18 protein-coding genes are annotated in these 17,702 nt (G+C 62.5%); 5 read left to right on the top strand and 13 right to left on the bottom strand.

Annotation, left to right across the window (positions count from 1 at the left end):
- A partial coding sequence (locus VK792_RS08840) for a hypothetical protein (protein ID WP_326297106.1) occupies positions 1-222 on the top strand: 222 nt, incomplete at its 5' end.
- 54 nt (positions 223-276) lie between these two features.
- On the opposite strand, the gene msrQ is transcribed toward VK792_RS08840, so the two are convergent.
- Both msrQ and msrP read right to left on the bottom strand, forming a co-directional pair.
- A complete protein-coding gene (gene msrQ, locus VK792_RS08835; protein ID WP_326297105.1) occupies positions 277-882 on the bottom strand; it encodes a protein-methionine-sulfoxide reductase heme-binding subunit MsrQ in 606 nt (201 codons plus the stop codon).
- A complete protein-coding gene (gene msrP, locus VK792_RS08830) occupies positions 882-1,790 on the bottom strand; it encodes a protein-methionine-sulfoxide reductase catalytic subunit MsrP (protein WP_326297104.1) in 909 nt (302 codons plus the stop codon). Before msrP ends, msrQ begins: the two co-directional genes overlap by 1 nt.
- 154 nt (positions 1,791-1,944) lie before the next feature.
- Between msrP and VK792_RS08825 the strand changes: the two genes are divergently transcribed.
- A complete protein-coding gene (locus tag VK792_RS08825; protein WP_326297103.1) occupies positions 1,945-2,430 on the top strand; it encodes a cupin domain-containing protein in 486 nt (161 codons plus the stop codon).
- A 66-nt stretch (positions 2,431-2,496) separates the two neighbouring features.
- Here VK792_RS08825 and VK792_RS08820 read toward each other — a convergent pair whose 3' ends face one another.
- The 7 genes from VK792_RS08820 to VK792_RS08790 form a co-directional block, all read right to left on the bottom strand.
- Positions 2,497-2,964, bottom strand: a complete 468-nt coding sequence (locus tag VK792_RS08820) for an Hsp20 family protein (protein ID WP_326297102.1) — start codon at positions 2,962-2,964, stop codon at positions 2,497-2,499.
- 136 nt (positions 2,965-3,100) lie between these two features.
- Entirely contained in the window at positions 3,101-3,928 is an 828-nt protein-coding gene (locus VK792_RS08815) for a trypsin-like serine peptidase (RefSeq protein ID WP_326297101.1), read from the bottom strand.
- On the bottom strand, positions 3,925-4,722 hold the full coding sequence (locus tag VK792_RS08810; RefSeq protein WP_326297100.1) for a trypsin-like serine peptidase: 798 nt from the start codon (positions 4,720-4,722) through the stop codon (positions 3,925-3,927). Before VK792_RS08810 ends, VK792_RS08815 begins: the two co-directional genes overlap by 4 nt.
- Positions 4,723-4,815: 93 nt before the next feature.
- Complete coding sequence (gene glcF / locus VK792_RS08805) at positions 4,816-6,105, bottom strand: glycolate oxidase subunit GlcF (RefSeq protein ID WP_326297099.1); 1,290 nt, start codon at positions 6,103-6,105, stop codon at positions 4,816-4,818.
- A gap of 1 nt (position 6,106) precedes the next feature.
- Positions 6,107-6,472, bottom strand: coding sequence for a hypothetical protein (locus VK792_RS08800; protein WP_326297098.1), 366 nt, complete (start codon positions 6,470-6,472; stop codon positions 6,107-6,109).
- Positions 6,469-7,620, bottom strand: coding sequence for an FAD-binding protein (locus VK792_RS08795; protein WP_326297097.1), 1,152 nt, complete (start codon positions 7,618-7,620; stop codon positions 6,469-6,471). The genes VK792_RS08800 and VK792_RS08795 overlap by 4 nt, the downstream gene beginning before the upstream one ends.
- A 67-nt stretch (positions 7,621-7,687) precedes the next feature.
- A complete protein-coding gene (locus VK792_RS08790; protein WP_326297096.1) occupies positions 7,688-9,136 on the bottom strand; it encodes an FAD-linked oxidase C-terminal domain-containing protein in 1,449 nt (482 codons plus the stop codon).
- A gap of 119 nt (positions 9,137-9,255) precedes the next feature.
- On the opposite strand from VK792_RS08790, the gene VK792_RS08785 reads away from it, so the two are divergent.
- Together VK792_RS08785 and VK792_RS08780 are read left to right on the top strand one after the other, a co-directional pair.
- Entirely contained in the window at positions 9,256-9,666 is a 411-nt protein-coding gene (locus tag VK792_RS08785) for a CopD family protein (protein ID WP_326297095.1), read from the top strand.
- Between the two features lie 3 nt (positions 9,667-9,669).
- Positions 9,670-10,368 (top strand): DUF599 domain-containing protein, encoded by a 699-nt coding sequence (locus tag VK792_RS08780; protein ID WP_326297094.1) that lies wholly within the window; start codon positions 9,670-9,672, stop codon positions 10,366-10,368.
- Here VK792_RS08780 and VK792_RS08775 read toward each other — a convergent pair.
- Genes VK792_RS08775 through VK792_RS08760 form a run of 4 tightly spaced genes read right to left on the bottom strand, consistent with a single transcriptional unit; the run spans position 10,365 to position 17,033 of the window.
- Positions 10,365-12,404 (bottom strand): hypothetical protein, encoded by a 2,040-nt coding sequence (locus VK792_RS08775; RefSeq protein WP_326297093.1) that lies wholly within the window; start codon positions 12,402-12,404, stop codon positions 10,365-10,367. The two genes, VK792_RS08780 and VK792_RS08775, sit on opposite strands and share 4 nt — an antisense overlap.
- Positions 12,401-15,157 carry a DUF4159 domain-containing protein gene (locus VK792_RS08770; RefSeq protein WP_326297092.1) on the bottom strand — a complete coding sequence of 919 codons (2,757 nt, stop codon included), beginning with the start codon at positions 15,155-15,157 and terminating at the stop codon, positions 12,401-12,403. The genes VK792_RS08775 and VK792_RS08770 overlap by 4 nt, the downstream gene beginning before the upstream one ends.
- Entirely contained in the window at positions 15,154-16,029 is an 876-nt protein-coding gene (locus tag VK792_RS08765) for a DUF58 domain-containing protein (RefSeq protein WP_326297091.1), read from the bottom strand. Before VK792_RS08765 ends, VK792_RS08770 begins: the two co-directional genes overlap by 4 nt.
- Positions 16,026-17,033: an AAA family ATPase gene (locus tag VK792_RS08760; RefSeq protein ID WP_326297090.1), complete on the bottom strand. Its 1,008-nt coding sequence runs from the start codon at positions 17,031-17,033 to the stop codon at positions 16,026-16,028. Before VK792_RS08760 ends, VK792_RS08765 begins: the two co-directional genes overlap by 4 nt.
- A gap of 69 nt (positions 17,034-17,102) precedes the next feature.
- Here VK792_RS08760 and VK792_RS08755 point away from each other — a divergent pair, with 69 nt between their 5' ends.
- On the top strand, positions 17,103-17,681 hold the full coding sequence (locus VK792_RS08755) for a DUF1285 domain-containing protein (protein WP_326297089.1): 579 nt from the start codon (positions 17,103-17,105) through the stop codon (positions 17,679-17,681).
- Positions 17,682-17,702: the final 21 nt, after the last annotated feature.

Raw genomic sequence — 17,702 nt, 5'->3', positions numbered from 1 at the left:
CGTCCCGTCGTGCGCCTCAGCGCCGCCGGTGAAGGGGCTTTTACGGTTACCCAACAAAACCCGCAACCCCTTTTTTTGACCAAATGCGAATTTTTTGCGAAGAAGTTCAAAGTTTGTTTGTTTTCAGTGAGTTGGTCTGAAAAATTTGTTCGTGTACCGCGGTTTTTCGGGGTTCTCGAAGGGCTTTGGAACGACTCACCAAAGCGCTTCCACAAGATGTAGGGGCAAATCACCAGACTCGCCCCTACAGGATGATTTCTCCGGTCGTTCGACCCCTCAGGCGAGGCGCAGTTTCCGCATCGGCGGCAGGCGCAAGGCCAGCAGAATCGCAACCAGTGTCAGGTAGACGACCGGCTCGATCTGGAATCCCTTTACCAGCATGGTGAAGTGTACGGCCCCCAGAAGCGCGACTGCATAGGTCAGCTTGTGAAGCTTGGCCCAAAGCGGACCCAGCTTTCGCACCGCAAAGTTATTCGAACTTAGCGCCAGCGGAATCATCAGCGCGAATGCGACCATACCGATGGTGATGTAGGGGCGTTTCAGAATGTCGGCCCAGACTTGCGCCAGGATTTGCACATCCAGCACCAGCCAAACGAGGAGGTGCAGCACGACATAGACAAATGCCATCACTCCGATCGCCCGGCGGAACCGTAGCAGGTTCAGCCGCAGGATCCGCCGCAGCGGTGTGATCGCCAGAACCAGCACCATCAGTTGCAGCGCCGTCAGTCCCAACTGGTGTTCCAGCGCCTTGACCGGGTCGATACCCAGCCCACCAGTGAAAAGCTGCACCAGCAACCATGCAAAGGGCAGCGTCAGCAAGCCATAGACCACAGGCACCGGCAGTTTGCGGACCGAACCATTGAAAGCTTCGACAAAGCCCATCAGAAGTTCGCCTTCAGGTCCATGCCTTCATAAAGCGAAGCCACCTCGGACTCGTAGCCGTTGAACATCAGCGTCGGCTGGCGCTTGGCAAAAAAGCCATCCCCGATGCGCCGTTCCGTGGCCTGAGACCAGCGCGGATGATCGACGTTTGGATTTACGTTGGAATAGAATCCGTACTCGCGATGGTTGGCCTTTTTCCAAGTTGTCGGCGGCTGGGTATGGGTCAGGGTAATCCGGACAACCGACTTGATCGACTTGAACCCATATTTCCACGGCACCACCAGCCGGATCGGTGCCCCGTTCTGATTTGCGATCGGGCGGTCATAGACGCCAGTTGCCATGATCGTCAGCGGATGCATCGCCTCGTCCAGGCGCAGACCTTCGACATAAGGCCATTCGATCACCGGAAAACGTGTCCCGGGCATTTCCTCCGGGCGATAGACGGTTTCGAAAGCGACGTATTTCGCACCGTCCTGAACCCCGGCCATGGTCAGCAAATCTGCCAGTTCAAACCCGTTCCAGGGCACGACCATTGACCACGCCTCGACACAGCGGAAGCGATAGATCCGCTCCTCCAACGTCATCTGCGACAGGACATCGGAAAGGGCATAGTCGCCCGGATTGTCGACCATTCCGTCGATGGTGATCGTCCATGGGTCGGTGGTCAGCATATGGGCGTATTTTGCCGGATCATCCTTGCCTGTGCCAAACTCATAGTAGTTGCAATACCCGGTGATCTGTTCCCAGCTGTTGGGCTCCAGATCCTCACCTGCGGCAAAGGCCCCGCGCGGCAATGCCGCGGCGATTGTGCCGGCCGCCACACCGGTCAGCAGCTTGCGCCGGTTGAAAAACAGCCCTTCCGGTGTGGTATCGTTTCGCGTCAGATCATTTTTCCAGCGGTGCGCCATCGGTTCCTCCGTTTGCCCCTGCCGGGAAAGTTAGGCGTCGGCACGCGTTTCGCCAAACCACAAAGACTCACGTTGAAGTGGCGGCATTGAAATATTTGCCGCCCGATCGCGTCAGCGACTAGGCTGACTCTGTTCGCAGCGACAGGAGCACGCCATGTCTGACCGTTACCTTTTGACGGCAGAAGAAATTGCCGAAATGCCCGGTCTGGAAAAGACCCACTTCCTGAACCCCAACGCCACCCGGATCAACAAGTCACTGGGCGACATGACCGGGCTGACCGGGCTGGGGTTTCATATCATCGAGGTGGAACCAGGCCGCGAAACCACCGAATACCACAAGCACCACCACGAGGATGAATGCATCTATGTGCTGTCGGGTCATGCCACGGCGGTGATCGGGGAAAAGGCGCATGCGATCAAGCCCGGCGATTTCATTGGCTACCGAAAAGGTGGGCTGGCACACACGATCAAGAACACCGGAGACAAGGTGCTTCGCTGTATCGTCGTCGGCCAACGGTTGCCACATGACGTGGGCGACTATCCGAACCGTGCCAAACGAATCTATCGCAACGTCGGGATGGACTGGAACCTGGTCGATCACGACGCGATTGCCACCCCCGACGCCGGGCGCAAGGTGTGAACAGAAAACCCCGGCGCGGACAGGACACGCCGGGGTCTCCGAAGGGGCCGTTCAGGGCAGCAAGGGTTAGTTGACCTTGGTGCCGTCAACCAGCGCGCCCTGGGCGGCGCTGGAGGACGCAATCTCGATCCGGCGGGGCTTCAGCGCTTCGGGGATTTCTCGCTTCAGGTCGATATGCAGCATCCCGTCGACATGGCTTGCGCCTTCGACACGGACATGGTCGGCAAGGTGGAACCGGCGCTCAAATGCACGTGTGGCAATCCCACGATGCAGGAACGTCCGGCTTTCGTCTTCGTCGGCCTTTCGTGCAGACACGACCAGCGCGTTTTCCTTGACCTCGACAGCAAGGTCAGAGCCCGAGAATCCGGCGACCGCAATCGAGATACGATAGCTGTCGTCATCGGTCTTTTCGATGTTGTAGGGCGGATAGGATTGGTTGCCGTGATCTGCGGACAGCACGCGGTCCATCATGTCGGCGATCTGATCGAAACCAACTGTGGCACGATACAGCGGGGCAAAGTCAAAGCGTTGCATGGGTCATCCTCCTATGAGCGATACCGATATGAAAGGCGCCTTCCCTTCGGGACAGGCGCAAGAGAGTTATCCAAGCCCATGATGGCGCCCGGATACCGGTTAGCTGGGGATGTTTTCAGGGGATTTCAAGGGGCCGTCAGGGGCGCACGAACCGTGCGCCTGAACTGCCGTTGCGCTGGCCCGCGGTGATCCGTTTGGCCCCGGCGCTGACCGTCGGTGCCTGCCCGCCGCCATAGCGCAGGTCCTGTTTCAGCTGGGCCACCACATCGGGCAGAACCATGCCGAACGACACCACGTTGTCGGTGCCGAAATCCGAACCGGCGGACACCAGCGACAAGATACGGAAGCGCGAACCGTACCGGACAAAGACCGGCGCCCCAGAAGACCCATAGGTCACGTCGCAGTCAAACGACATGATGCCTTCTTGATAGCGCGCTGTAACCTTGCAGGACCGTTGCTGCGACAGGACCTCCATCCGGCCAAGGCCATAGGACAACACGCTGACCACTTCGCCCTGCTGGGGGTCTTCGTGAATCCGGAACGGGTCGGCCTCGGACGACGAAATCGGACTCGACAGCCGGACCAGAGCCACGTCAGTAACCACGTCCTTCACCATGATCTGCCCTGTCCGTGACGGGGTATAGCCACGGGCGACGACAATTTTTTCTCCGCGGCGATCAACGATGGACTTTCCCTTTGCATAGCCCGCGCGGAACACGATCTGTTCCGGCGCGATCTGCCGGGCGTTCTTGTCGAACAAGCAATGCGCCGCTGTCAGCACCAGGTCACTGGAAATCAACACGCCTGTGCAATGCCCGCCCGGTAGATCCAGCCGACCCACCGCTTCCCAGCCAAGAATGTCTCCGCGCCAGTCCAGCGCGTTCAGCGGGTCGTTGGCCAGAACGGCGGATGGCGCTGCAATCGGCAGCGCCAGCGCAAGAAATACGATCAGCCGCGTGATCATGGCTTGATAAACTTCGCGCCGGTCCCGTCCCGGGCCGACTGACTCGATGTATCCGCGATGTTCCGGAACGGGCTCGCTTCGGCGATCATTGCGCGCAATTGGGTCAGCGGGTCCAGCAACTGGGTGCCCAGGGACACCTGCTGACCCTCGACCTTGGCCTTACCCGACACAATGGACACGATCCGCGGCGCGCCACTGGCAAAGCTGAACACCGGCGACCCGGAACTGCCAAAGTCGACCTCGCAGGACATCACCAGAACGCCCTGTTCGCGCGCGAGGATATTGCAGGTTTCTTGCAATGACGGCGCCTCTGACCGGTCGTGCGTATAGGACACCACGCCAATATCCGCGCCGTTGTCCGGCTGGGTGTCGGTTTCAAACGGAACGATGGTGGTGTTGCGGATCGGGTGTTGCAGTTCGAGCAACGCAATGTCGTTGCGCACACGATCCGGCCCCGGCTTGGCGGAGTATTCATAGGCGGGCAAGTGCACCGCGTTGCGGACATAGCGATAAGCCGCAGCCCGCCCGTTGCGCCAGCCGGCCAGGAACTGGATATCCTTGATCGGCACCCGCTCCTTGGTTTTGGGATCATACAGGCAATGCGCGGCGGTCAGCACCAGCTTGGGGGCAATCAGCGCACCGGTGCAAAACGCCTCGCCCGCGATTTCCAGACGGCCGACAGCCTCCCATGACCGGCCTTCCTCGATCGATTCCATCGAGAACAGCCCAAACCCCTGTGCAGAGACCATCGACGACCAAAGGGCCATCAGCGCCACGATCCATGCTGCTTTCATTACCTGCTCCCCGAATTTGACGTCCGGGGACCGGCTTAGCTTTGTGTTTGGGCAAAATTTAGGCGCAACAAGGGTCGTCGCGCGCCCAAATCCTTAACCGTCAGTCAACGCCCGGGGCTTCGGTCCCCCCGTCGCCCAATCCAGCAGTTCGACCGTATGCACCACCGGCACGCCGGTACCGGACCCGATCTGCATCATGCACCCGATGTTCCCAGCGGCGATGATATCGGGGGTCTTTGCCTCCAGCGTCTTGATCTTGCGTGCCTTCAACTGCTTGGAAATCTCGGGCTGCAACAGGTTGTAGGTCCCGGCGGAACCGCAGCACAGGTGGCTGTCGGCAGGTTCGACCACCTTGAACCCGGCCTTTTTCAACAGATCCTTCGGATGTGTCTTGATCTTTTGCCCATGCTGCAACGAACAGGCCGCATGATACGCCACGGTGATACCCTTGTCTTCGCCCTTGGGCACGTCCAGCTTGACCAGCAGTTCCGAAATATCCATCGCCAGCCCCGACACCCGCGCCGCGTCCGCCGCCAGCGGATCGTTGCGGAACATGTGGCCATAGTCCTTGACCGTCGTGCCGCAGCCGCTGGTATTGATGACGATCGCATCCAGACCGTCACCGTCCATCTCGGCCACCCAAGCGCGGATATTGGCGGCGGCGCTGGCATGCGCCTGGTCCGACTTGCCCATGTGATGGGTCAGCGCCCCGCAGCAGCCTGCCCCCTTGGCCACCACCACCTCGCAGCCCAGCCGGGTCAGCAGACGGATGGTGGCGTCGTTGATATCCGTGTTCAGCGCCTTTTGCGCGCAACCGGTCATCAATGCCACGCGCTTCTTCTTCGGCTCAACCGGGGCAAAACTTTGCGGATCGTCGTTGCGGCTGACCGGCGGAATGGTCTTGGGCGCCATTTCCAGCATCGCACGCAGACGCGCATCCGGCATCAGAAAGGCAAACGGCCGGCCGATCTTGGCCCCCAGCAACGCCAGTCGGAACCGCGTCGGATAGGGGATGATCTGCGCCAGCACCCAGCGCAACAGCCGGTCTGACAAGGGGCGCTTGTAATTGTTTTCCACGTATTCCCGCGCATGGTCGATCAGGTGCATGTAGTGCACCCCCGACGGACAGGTCGTCATGCAGGCCAAGCAGCTCAGGCAGCGGTCGATGTGCTTGACCGTCTTTTCATCAGGCGTGCGCTGGTTTTCCAGCATGTCCTTGATCAGGTAGATGCGCCCGCGCGGGCTGTCCAGTTCATCCCCCAGCACCTGGTAGGTGGGGCATGTCGCGGTACAGAACCCGCAATGCACGCAGGTGCGCAAGATCTCGTTCGCACGCTGGATCCCCGGCTCTTTCAGTTGCTGTTCGGTAAAATTCGTCTGCATGTCAGGTCGCCATCATTCGGGCCGTGGCCAAACCGAACCACGGAAGTGTCGTTGCAAGAAGCCCGGCCAGAAACAGTCGGCGCTTTCCGCGATGTGTGGTGAACCGGGATCGGAATGACAGTGCCACCATTGACACCGCCAGAACCCAGGACAACCAGATGAAGAACAGCGCCACCAACGGGCCCGGCGTCGCTGAACCCGTCAGGCTGTGGCGCATTTGGGAAAGCGCGATCCCCGCCGTCGCGATCACCAAACCCGCAAGGATCAGCACCGCCCAAAGCCCCCCTTTCAGCCGCATCAAGACGGAATAAAGCGCGGGCCCGCCGACAAAGGTCGATGCATACCCTATGAGCAGCTCTGCCGTCATCCGGCCATCAGCCCCGGGTTCAGAACCCCCTTTGGATCAAACCTCTGGCGCAGCCCCGCCTCGATCGCCGCGATCGGCGCCGGTTGCGGTTGGAACACGGGCACGCGGGCACGCAGGTCCGCAGACCCCCGGATTAGGGTCGCATGGCCGCCAAGGCGCGCCACCTCTTGCCGGATGCGCGCGGCCCCGGCGTCGCCTGCCTCGGGTATCAACAGCCAGATCAGCCCGCCACCCCAGTCATACATCGCCTTGAATCCCAGCCCCTGAGCGCGCAACGCGGCGGTCAGCGCAGGCGCGTCGCCCGGCTTGACCGAAACTTTCCAGACCGCGCCCTCGTGCCCTGCAAAGGGCGTAACATCTCGCACCTCTTGCCATAGCCTGGCGCTGTCTTCACCGGTGACCGCGTCGAACCCGGCCAGCACCCCGCCCTGCAGCGCCTTCACGCGATAGCTGACAGATGCCTCCATCCCCTCGATCCGCACCTGCGTACGCGCACTGTCGCCGTCCAGCCCGGCCTCAAGATGCGACGCGCCGGTGATGTCGAACGGCGTGCCCAGCGCCGCGCACAGCGCCGCGACGCCCGCCGCCGGTTCCTTGCCACGGAAGACCAGCGTCGCCTCGGTCTCGGGTTCGGCCAGAACCTTGAACGCCACCTCGGTCAGCACGCCCAGCGTGCCCCAGCTGCCGGCCATCAGCTTGACCAGGTCATAACCGGTGACGTTCTTCATCACCCGGCCGCCGTTTTTCAGAATCGTACCGTTTCCGTCCACGAACCGTACGCCCAGCATCACGTCCCGGCAGGCCCCAGTCTGGATCCGTCGCGGGCCGGATACGTTGCCCGCCACCATGCCTCCGACGGTCGGTGTCCCGCTTGTCCCCAGAAGCGCGCGGTGATCCATCGGCTCGAACGGCAGGCGCTGCCCTTCCGCGGCCAGAACCTGTTCCAGTTCCGCCACCGGCGTGCCGGCCTGCACCACGACGGTCAGCGCGCCCGGTTCGTACAGCGTAACCCCCGAAAGCCCCCCGGTTTCCAGAACGCTGCCGTCAAGCTCCGCACCGATCGGTCGTGTCCCACCGCCCCGGACCCGCAAGGGCCCGTTGGCGGCCTTGATCAACTCGGCCAGATCGGCCTCCGACTCAGGTCTCATGCTTTCATCTTTCCAATAAATACTCCGGGGGGAATCGCGGTTCGCCGCGATGGGGGGCAGCGCCCCCCTATTCCGCCGCCATCCGGACGTTGCGCCTCGATTCCGACGATCCAAGCGGGAACACCTTGGCCGGGTTCAACAGCCAGCTGGGGTCGAACACATCCTTCACCGCCATCTGGATTTCCAGGTCCTCGGCCGCGTATTGATCCGTCATCAGGTCGCGCTTCTCGATCCCGACGCCGTGTTCGCCGGTCAGGCATCCCCCCACTTCGACGCACAGCCGCAGGATATCGGCGCCGAACGCCTCGCACAGTTCCAGATCGCCCGGCTTGTTGGCATCAAACAGGATCAGCGGATGCATATTGCCATCCCCCGCGTGGAACACATTGGCCACGCCCAGCCCGTATTGCTTCGACATCTCGCCGATCCGGCGCAGAACATAGGGCAATTCGTTCACCGGGATCGTGCCGTCCAGGCACATGTAATCGTTGATCTGCCCCATCGCGCCAAAGGCGGATTTCCGGCCGAGCCAGATGCGCCCGGCCTCATCGGCATCCTTTGCCTCGCGCAGTTCCACCGGGTTGTGGCGGCGGGCAATCTCCAGAATACGTTCCAGCTGCGCTGCGATCTCGGTCACGCTGCCCTCGACTTCGACAATCAGCAACGCCTCGCACATCGGGTAGCCGGCCTTGGCAAACGCCTCGGTTGCTTCGATGCAGGGTCGGTCCATGAACTCGATGGCCACTGGCAGGATTCCCGCCTTGATGATGTCGGACACGCAGGCGCCTGCCACTTCGTTTTCATCAAACCCCATCAGCACAGGCCGCGCGCCTTCGGGCTTGCGCAGGATGCGCAGCGTGGCCTCGGTGACCACGCCCAACTGGCCTTCGGATCCGCAGATCACGCCCAGCAGGTCATAGCCGCCCGAATCCAGATGCGCGCCGCCCAGTTCGACGATGGTGCCGTCCATCTGCACAAGGGTGACACCCATCAGGTTGTTGGTCGTCACACCGTATTTCAGGCAATGCGCCCCGCCGGAATTCATCGCGATATTGCCGGCAATCGCGCAGGCCAGCTGTGACGACGGGTCAGGCGCGTAAAAGAAATCTTCTTCCTCGACCGCACCGGTGACCGACAGGTTGGTGCGCCCGGTCTGAACCCGGATGAACCGGTTTTCGTAATCGGTCTCGATCACGTCGTTCATTCGCGCCACGCCAAGGATGACCGAATCCGCTGTCGGAAGCGCACCGCCGGCCAGCGATGTGCCGGATCCGCGCGGCACCACGGGCACGCCTTCCTCGTGGCAGATGCGCAGCACGTCGGAGACTTCCTGTGTACTCGCAGGCAACACCGCGGCCAGTGGCGGGCAGCGATACGCAGTCAGCGCGTCGCATTCATAGGCGCGCGTTTCCATCTCGTCCTCGATCACCGCGTCGGCGGGCAGAACGGTGCGCAGGCGCGCCACGATCTGGGCCTTGCGGGACAGGATTGAAGGGTCGGGCTCCGGCATCTGCATGGGTATTCCTCCTGAATTGGTAAAATTATATAACCAAAATTCGCTGTTTGACCAGAGTTTTTCGCGTGCGACGTCTGCTCAGTCTTGCATGTTTTCGCGCAAAAGGATCAGTTGCCGCCATGGATTGGGTCAAGATCATACATATTCTCTGCGTGATGGGGTGGATGACCTCTATCTTCGCAGTTCCCCGCGCGATCATTTACTGGAAGCGTGATTATGCCCTTAAGGGTGAATTCGGGCCGCTGGGTGACCTGACCTATCGTCTTTACCGGTTTTCCGCGGGTCTTGCCGTGATCGCGGTCATCACCGGTCTCTGGTTGGCGTGGGATTGGGGTTTCCCGGTCTGGGTGCTTGTGAAAATCGCAGCCGTCACGCTGCTGGCCGCGCATTACGTCTGGACCGGCGTCCTTGTCGCACGCGCGAAACAAGGCATGTTTCGCGAATCCGACCTTTACCTGCGCATCTTCAACGAGATCAGCGTCTTCGGTGCGATCTTCATTCTCTGGCTTGTCGTCGTAAAGCCGTTCTGAACGATGACCTGGGTTGAGCGGTTCAGCTTTTTCTCGACCCCCGACATCGTTGCGCTGACCGTTTTGGCGATTGTCTGGCTGGGGTCGTCGCGCATCATCGAACACCCGCCCAAATCGCGCCCGTCGGTGTCCATGTTGATGGCCGATTATCGCCGGACCTGGATGACAGCGTTCGTGCAACGCGATCCCCGCATATTCGATGCGCAGATCGTTGCCAGCCTGCGGCAGGGGACGGCGTTCTTTGCCTCGGCCAGCATGATCGCGATTGGCGGCGGGTTCGCCTTGATCGGGAACGCCGACCTGCTGCGCGGCGTGACCGAAGACCTGACCCATGATTCCGATCCTGCGATCCTGCTGGAACTGAAACTGGTCCTGCTGCTGATCTTTGCCACCAACGCCTTTCTGAAATTCGTCTGGTCGCACAGGCTGTTCGGCTATTGCTCTGTCCTGATGGCCGCCGTGCCGAATGAAGTCAGCGATCTGGCCTATGCCCGTGCCGCCAAGGCCGGGGAAATCAATGTCTTTGCCGCGCGGGGATATAACCGTGGGCTGCGGTCGGTCTATTTCGGGATCGCGGCGTCGGCGTGGTTACTGGGGGCCGTGCCGTTGATGGCCGCAACCGTGTTCACCGTTCTGGTCATCCTGCGCCGTGAATTCGCGTCAAACAGCCGCCAGGTGCTGTTGGAAACGACGGATCGCTAGCTCCGCCCTTCGCGCAACCAGGCGCCCACGATCATCGCCGATGCCAGAAGCAGCACCAACCACGCCGGCAACAGCGGAGTCTTGGTCACATCCAGCGTTTCGAACGCATCGCGCGGCGTGATCCCCAGCCAGCCTCGACCCGCCGCAGGCCGGCCATCGCGCACCTCGCGGATGCTTGGCAGACCGTCCTGAAGCGCAACGACACCGCCCCGCTTGCTGTCGATCAACGGTTGCAGCGCGTCACCCGTGGCGATGGTTTCCTCAAATTCCTTAGGGGATGCGGGGCCAAGTCCGACAACCGCGCTTTGATCGCCTTCGGCCAAGCGATACAGCCCGATTTCCGGGCCTTCGTAGACCGCTTCGAACCGGCCCGGGGCAACCTCTTCCAGTTGCACCTGGTCTTCGGTCCCGTCCGGACGGGTGACGGTCACCTGCCCGACGGAATCGCCCAGCGTGCGGCGGATGATGCGCATGGTCTGCCCGGTGGGTTCGGCCCAAAGCGCCTCTTCCTCCAGCTCGGGTTCCTTCATCATCCAATGCGCCAAACGGCGCAACAGTTCCAGCTGCGGCCCCCCGCCTTCGAACCCGCGCGACCACAGCCAGGCGTGGTCCGATGCCATCATCGCAACACGCCCTTCGCCAACGCGATCAAGGATCAGCAGCGGCTTGTCATCGACCCCGGTCATGACAACTTCGCCTTCCAGCGGGTCAACCTCTATCTGGCGCATCCAGCGTCCCCAGGTTTCCTGCCCCAGCAGGTCTGCCGTGACCGGATGGCGATGGCCTAGATCGGTCACCTTGGGGCGGAACGCCTCTTCGATCACGCGGGCAGTGGGTTCGGCGGGCAGGATCGCGGACAAGGGCGACCGATAGATGCTGTCGGCGCTGGCGAAATCCGGCCCCGCCGCAATCAGCACAGCGCCACCTTGTTCGACATAGTTGCGCACGTTGTCCAGATAGATCGCCGGAAGGATGCCGCGCCGCTTGTAGCGGTCAAAGATGATCAGGTCAAAATCCTCGATCTTTTCAAGGAACAGTTCGCGCGTCGGAAAGGCGATCAGCGACAGTTCGGTCACCGGCACGCCGTCTTGCTTTTCGGGCGGACGAAGGATGGTGAAATGCACCAGATCGACCGACGAATCCGATTTCAGCAGGTTGCGCCAGGTCCGACCGCCGGCGTGCGGTTCACCGCTGACCAGAAGAACGCGCAACCGGTCGCGCACGCCGTTGATCTGGACTAGCGCGGTGTTGTTGCGGTCTGTCAGTTCGCCCGCGGCTTCGGGCAGGGTGAATTGAATGACATTCAGCCCGCCATGCGGCAGCGTGACCGGAATCTCTATATCTTCCCCGATCGGCACATCAAACGATTGCGGCGTGTCCCCGTCGATCGAGATCCGCATCTCGCTCAGAGTGTCGCCGGGTGCGGCACCGTCATCCTCGACCCGAAGGATCAGGGTCACCGGTTCACCCAGAATGGCAAAGGCCGGGGCGCTTTTGACGATCAGCCGGCGGTCCCAGTCACCCTGCCGCCCGGTGTGCAGCAGGTGCAGCGGCGCCGGCAGGTCGGGCGCCTGCAACATATCGTGTACACGCCCGTCCGACACCATGAAGATACCTGCCACCCGCGCGCGCGGCTCTTCCGCCAGCGCAGCATTCAGCGCCGCCATCGCCAATGTGCCGGTGTTGTCCTCTCCATCCCCGATGTCGACGCGGCGCAGTTCGGTGTTGGGGCGCGCAACGATCCGCGCGGCCAGCGCCTGAGCAGCATCTTCGGTATCGGTGGCTCGGTCGGCCAGCGTCTGGCTGGCGGACTGGTCCACCAGCATCAGCACGATATCCGACAGCGGCGCGCGGTCCTCGGTCTGGAACGACGGTTGCGCCAGCGCACCCACCAGCACCACAGCCGCCAGCGCGCGCAGCAGCCATCCGGGCAGCCCGCGCCACAGCGCCAGCAAAACGCCCAACGCGGCGATCACGGCCAGGACAGCAAGCAAGGGCCAGGGCAGAAGCGGGTCGAAAACGATAGAGCTTGTCATTGGCCCAACCTGTCCAGCAACGCAGGCACATGCACCTGGTCGGATTTGTAGTTGCCGGTCAGCACGTACATCACAAGGTTCACACCGAACCGAAACGCGATTTCGCGCTGGCGTTCACCGGTAAAGCCGCGCCCCATCGGATAGATCGGGTTGCCACCGTCGTCGAGCGCCCAGGCAGTGGCCCAGTCGTTTCCGCCAATCACCACCGGGGTCACGTTGTCGTTCAGGTTGCGAAACGGCATCCCTTCGACCAGTTCGGCATCCGGCGGCGCAGCTTCGACCCAGACATCGCGGCTGGCATAGCGGCCCGGAAAATCCTGCAGCAGGTAAAAGGTGCGAGTCAGGACGTGATCGCCCGGCACCGGTTCCAGCGGCGGAATATCCAGCGGCGCGGCCAGTTGTTGCAGCTTCCGACCATTGGGGCTGGCGCCGCCAAAGCGCGCAATGTCAGAGTCACGCGTATCGAACAGGATCATCCCGCCCGACCGCAGATAGGTGTTCAGTCGAGCATAGGCTTCGGCCGAGGGTTGCGGCTGGCTGGCGGTGACCGGCCAATACAGCATCGGGTAAAACGCCAGTTCGTCGGTTTCCAGATTCACGCCCACCGGCTCTTCGGGTTCAACCGAGGTGCGGAAGAACAACGCCTCTGACAGGCCCCGCATCCCGGCGTGGGCGCGGTCATCCAGTGCGGCATCACCGGTCAGGACATGAGCCAAACGCAATTCCTCTGTCGCCGCGACGGGGTCGATTTCGGCCCGCGCGTGCTGTGGGGTGACCAGAGTCAGCGCAACCAGCACGCTTGCCGCCGTCGCCCGCGCCCCGCGCAAACGGCCCGACAGCGCAAGCGAGGCAAGAATATCGACCAACAGCAACAGGATCGCTGTTGTCAGAAAATATCCGGCAAGTGGGCGCTCCTGCGGGCGCTGCAAGCCTTCGACCGGGATCCGCGCAGGCCAGTTTGTCGGCGCCAACAGAGTTTCAGGCGTCACCACGTTGCGCGCCATGCTGCGATCCTCGCTGTCATACAGGCCCGGGCGCAGGTCCGGCCCCAACGGATCGGACAGCAGCGCCAAACCATCGACCCCCGGCAGGCGGTCGGCATCGCGCACGCGGCCAAACCCGTCCAGAACCATCCGCGGCTGCCAGACGGTTTCGGCAAGATCGGCTTCGGTGAAATGGGTCGGGGCAGTCGATACGGCCAGCCGTTCCAGCATCTGGACGAACAGGCCCGACAGCGGCAGCGTAGACCATTCGGCATTGGCGGTTACGTGAAACAGGACCACCTGCCCCTGCCCGATCCGCTTGCGTGTGACCAGCGGGGTGCCATCGGTCAGCTGCGCGATCACCCGTTCGGCCAGCGTCGGATCCGGCTGCGCCATGACCTGCGCGCTGACGCGCACGTCGTCGGGCACCGGCAATCCGAAGAACGGGCTTTCCGCAGGGAAGGTGGCCAGCGACTTCGGCTCACCCCAGCTCATCGCGCCGCCAACCGTACGGCCGCCGGCCCGCAACCGTACGGGCATCAGGGCGTCTTCGGTTTCGCGGCTGACATCGCTGGACGCCAGTCGTGGCCCGGCAAACCGCAACAGCATCCCACCCTGATCCACCCAATCCAGCAGGTCTGCGGTTTCACCGCCCGAGAGCGTGGCCACATCGGCCAGAACGATTACATCGGGATTGGCGGGAAGCACGTCGGCCAAACCGCCGGACAACAAGTCGGTCGTCGGCTGCAAAGCTTTGGCCAGGTAATGCAGCGGCGACAACAGCTCCAGCCCTTCGCGATCGTCGCGACTGGCGATCAGCGCAACCTCGCGCCGGCGCAGGCTGTCGTCGGGCAGGGTCACGGCCCCGGCGCTGCGCTGGCCGTCGATTTCAAATCGCGTGATGCGGGCACGAAGTTCGGCAGGCAGCGACAATTCCAGTTCGGCCTCTGTCGCGCTGTTTTCAAAGATCACCGGGGTACGCACCAGTATCGCGGGATTGCCTGCCGGATCAGTGCCGTGGCCAGCAACCGAAACCTCGGTTTCCGGACCGGGTCGCAGGCGGCGCAGGGTCAGTTGTACGTTTCCGTCGACAAACCGTGCGGGGGTCAGGGCAAACACATTGCGTGGGCTTTCGAACACCGTCACCGCGCCGCGATCTTCCAGCGTGGCCAACAAGGTGGATCGCGTTTCACGGTCGATCCCGTCAGAGAACCAGTAGGTGTCGAAATCCATGTCGGGCAGGCTGTCGGCGAACCGCGCCGCCATATCGCCCGTGGGCGTCCACGGGTCAGGTTGCAAACCGGGCAAGCGGGTGGCCCAGGTCTCGGCCGATTGGAACAGCGGTTCCTGCGGGTCGGTGAGCCGGGCAATGGCCACGGGTCGCGCGGATTGCGCGGCCTCGGACAACAGCCCCTCGACCGCGCCGATCCGTGTTTGCCAGTCGGTTGCGCTGGCCCAACTGCCATCCATGAGGATCAGCAGCGGGCCGGAGCCGGCTGGTTCGCCATCCGCTTTCGGGTTCAGGATCGGGCCCGACAGGCCAATGATGACGGCCGCCACCGCCAGCATCCGCAACAGCAACAGCCACCACGGCGTGCGGTCGCTGACCTGATCTTCGTCCTTCAGCCCCAGCAGCAGGACCACACCGGGAAAGATCCGGCGGATCGGCGCAGGCGGCACGGCGCGCAGAATGATCCAGAGGATCGGCAACGCCAGAAGCGACAGCAGCAGCCAGGGGGTGGTGAATCCAAGTGCGCCGAACAGGGTCATCCGTGGCCTCCGTCCATGGCGCGGTAAATCCACAAAAGCGCGGATTGCGCGCTGTCGCCGGTGTGGTGACAGGTGTATTGCCAGCCGGTCAGGCGGCAAAGCTGCGACAGCCGATCCTTGCGTTCAGCCAGACGCGCCAGGTATTTTTCGCGCAACTCGCCCGCCTTGAGCGTTTCATGCGCCATGGTCTTGCCCACGCTTTCGAAAATCGTGCGGCCTTCGAAGGGAAAATTTTCCTCGGCCGGATCAAGCACCTGCAACAGCACACCGCGCACACCGCGATCGGCAGCCTTGGTCAAAGCCGCTTCGACCGGCGTCAGGTCGCCCATGAAATCCGACACGAACATCGCGCGCGAGTGCGGCAGCATGCCCCGCGATTCGGGTTCGCTGTAATCTTCGGGCTGGTCGCTGGAAAACGCTTCGGCCAGGCGCATCACCTGCACGTTTCCACTGCGGGGCGGCAGGCTGGCGCCGGTCAGGCCAACCCGTTCACCGGCCCGCAACAGCAAGATCGCTGTGGCCAGAGTCAGAAGCCGCGCGCGGTCGGCCTTGGTCACGCCCTTCTTGTCAGACGCAAAGCGCATTGACGCGCCCTGATCCAGCCAGAGCATGACGCTTTGCGCGATCTGCCATTCGCGTTCGCGCACGAATTGCGCATCGCCGCGCGCGGACCTGCGCCAGTCGATCATGCGATAGCTGTCGCCCGCCCGCAGCGGCCGGTACTGCCAGAAATCGTCCCCCATCCCGGACCGGCGGCGGCCGTGTTCACCCAGCAGGACCGTACCCGCAAGGTGTTCGGCCCGCGCCAAAAGCGCCGGAAGGCGGCTGGCCTCTTCCTCGGACCGCTGGCGCAGGTGGGCGACGGTGGTCAAGCGGCAGCCTCGGAATGCAGCAGGGTTTCGGTAACGCTGTCGATGATTGCACCAAGGTCTTCACCACGCGCACGAGCCGAGAAGGACAAGGCCATCCGGTGGACCAGTACAGGCTTGGCCATGTCCAGCACATCCTCGGGTGCAGGGGCCAGGCGGCCCTGCAACAACGCCCGCGCCCGTACGGTCAGCATCAAGGCCTGCGCGGCGCGGGGGCCGGGGCCCCAGGCCACAGTTTCACGCACCCGTTCGGATGACGACGGATCGCCGGGACGGAAGGCGCGGACGAGATCGAGGATCATTTCAACCACCGAATCCCCCACCGGCATCCGGCGCAGCAACTGCTGCGCAGCAATCAGCGCTTCGGGGGTAAAGACCTGGTGCGCCTCTTCCTCGGCCACACCGGTGGTGGCCAGCAGGATATCGCGTTCGGTCTGGCGATCCGGATAGCTGACGTCGATCTGGACAAGGAAACGGTCAAGCTGCGCTTCTGGAAGGGGATAGGTGCCTTCTTGCTCGATCGGGTTTTGCGTGGCCAGAACGTGAAACGGCGCAGTCAGGGCGCGGGTTTCCCCGGCAACGGTCACGACCTTTTCCTGCATCGCCTGCAACAGCGCCGATTGCGTGCGCGGGCTGGCGCGGTTGATTTCGTCGGCCATCAGAAGCTGGCAGAAGATCGGGCCAGGAATGAACTTGAACGCGCGGCTGCCATCGGCACCGGTTTCCAGAACCTCGGAGCCAAGGATATCTGCGGGCATCAGGTCTGGCGTGAACTGGACGCGATTGCCATCAAGGCCCATCACGGTGGACAGGGTTTCGACCAGCCGAGTCTTGCCCAGGCCCGGCAGACCGATCAGCAGGCCATGACCGCCGCAAAGAAGCGCCGACAAGGTCAGGTCGACCACCCGTTCCTGCCCGATGAACCGTTTCGTGATCGCGGCCTTCGCTTCGGCCAGCTTGGCCTCCAACGCCTCGATTTCCGCGACCAGATCGGTGGCATCCGCCATGACAGCACTCCCTTTGCGCCTTATGTATTTGCTAAGAGTGTATCGCGCGCGAAAGAAATGGCAAAACCTATGAGCACACAAAAAGGTGTAACCCCCTCCGCCGAAGGGCTTGCTGCCTCTGCAAGGGCAGCAGGCAAGAAAGGCCCCCCGCCAGTTCACCTGTGGAACCCGCCGTTCTGCGGCGATCTGGATATGCGCATCGCGCGGGACGGAACGTGGTTCTACCTGGGTACGCCGATCGGACGCTATGAACTGGTCAAGCTGTTCTCGTCGATCCTGCGCAAGGATGGGGACGATTACTTCCTTGTGACCCCAGTTGAAAAGGTGGGCATCACCGTCGATGACGCGCCCTTTGTTGCCACCGATTTCGACGTGACGGGCGAAGGGCAGGACCAGGTCTTGACCTTTCATACCCATGTCGAGGACGTGGCGGTCGCCGGACCCGATCATCCGATCCGGGTGGTCCGCGATCCCGAAACCGACGAGCCATCGCCCTATATCCTGATCCGCCGCAACCTCGAGGCGCTGATCGACCGAAAAAGTTTCTACCGGCTGGTCGAACTGGGCACGCATCAGGACGGGTGGTTCGGGGTCTGGTCGTCGGGGCAGTTCTTCCCGATCATCCCTTCACAAGATCTGGAGGTATGATTGCTGGCAGGTTCCGACCCT

This window comes from Mesobacterium hydrothermale (assembly GCF_035818635.1).
In the GTDB taxonomy this organism is placed as follows: Bacteria; Pseudomonadota; Alphaproteobacteria; order Rhodobacterales; family Rhodobacteraceae; genus Mesobacterium_A; species Mesobacterium_A hydrothermale.
This window is presented reverse-complemented; position numbering and strand designations above follow the sequence as displayed.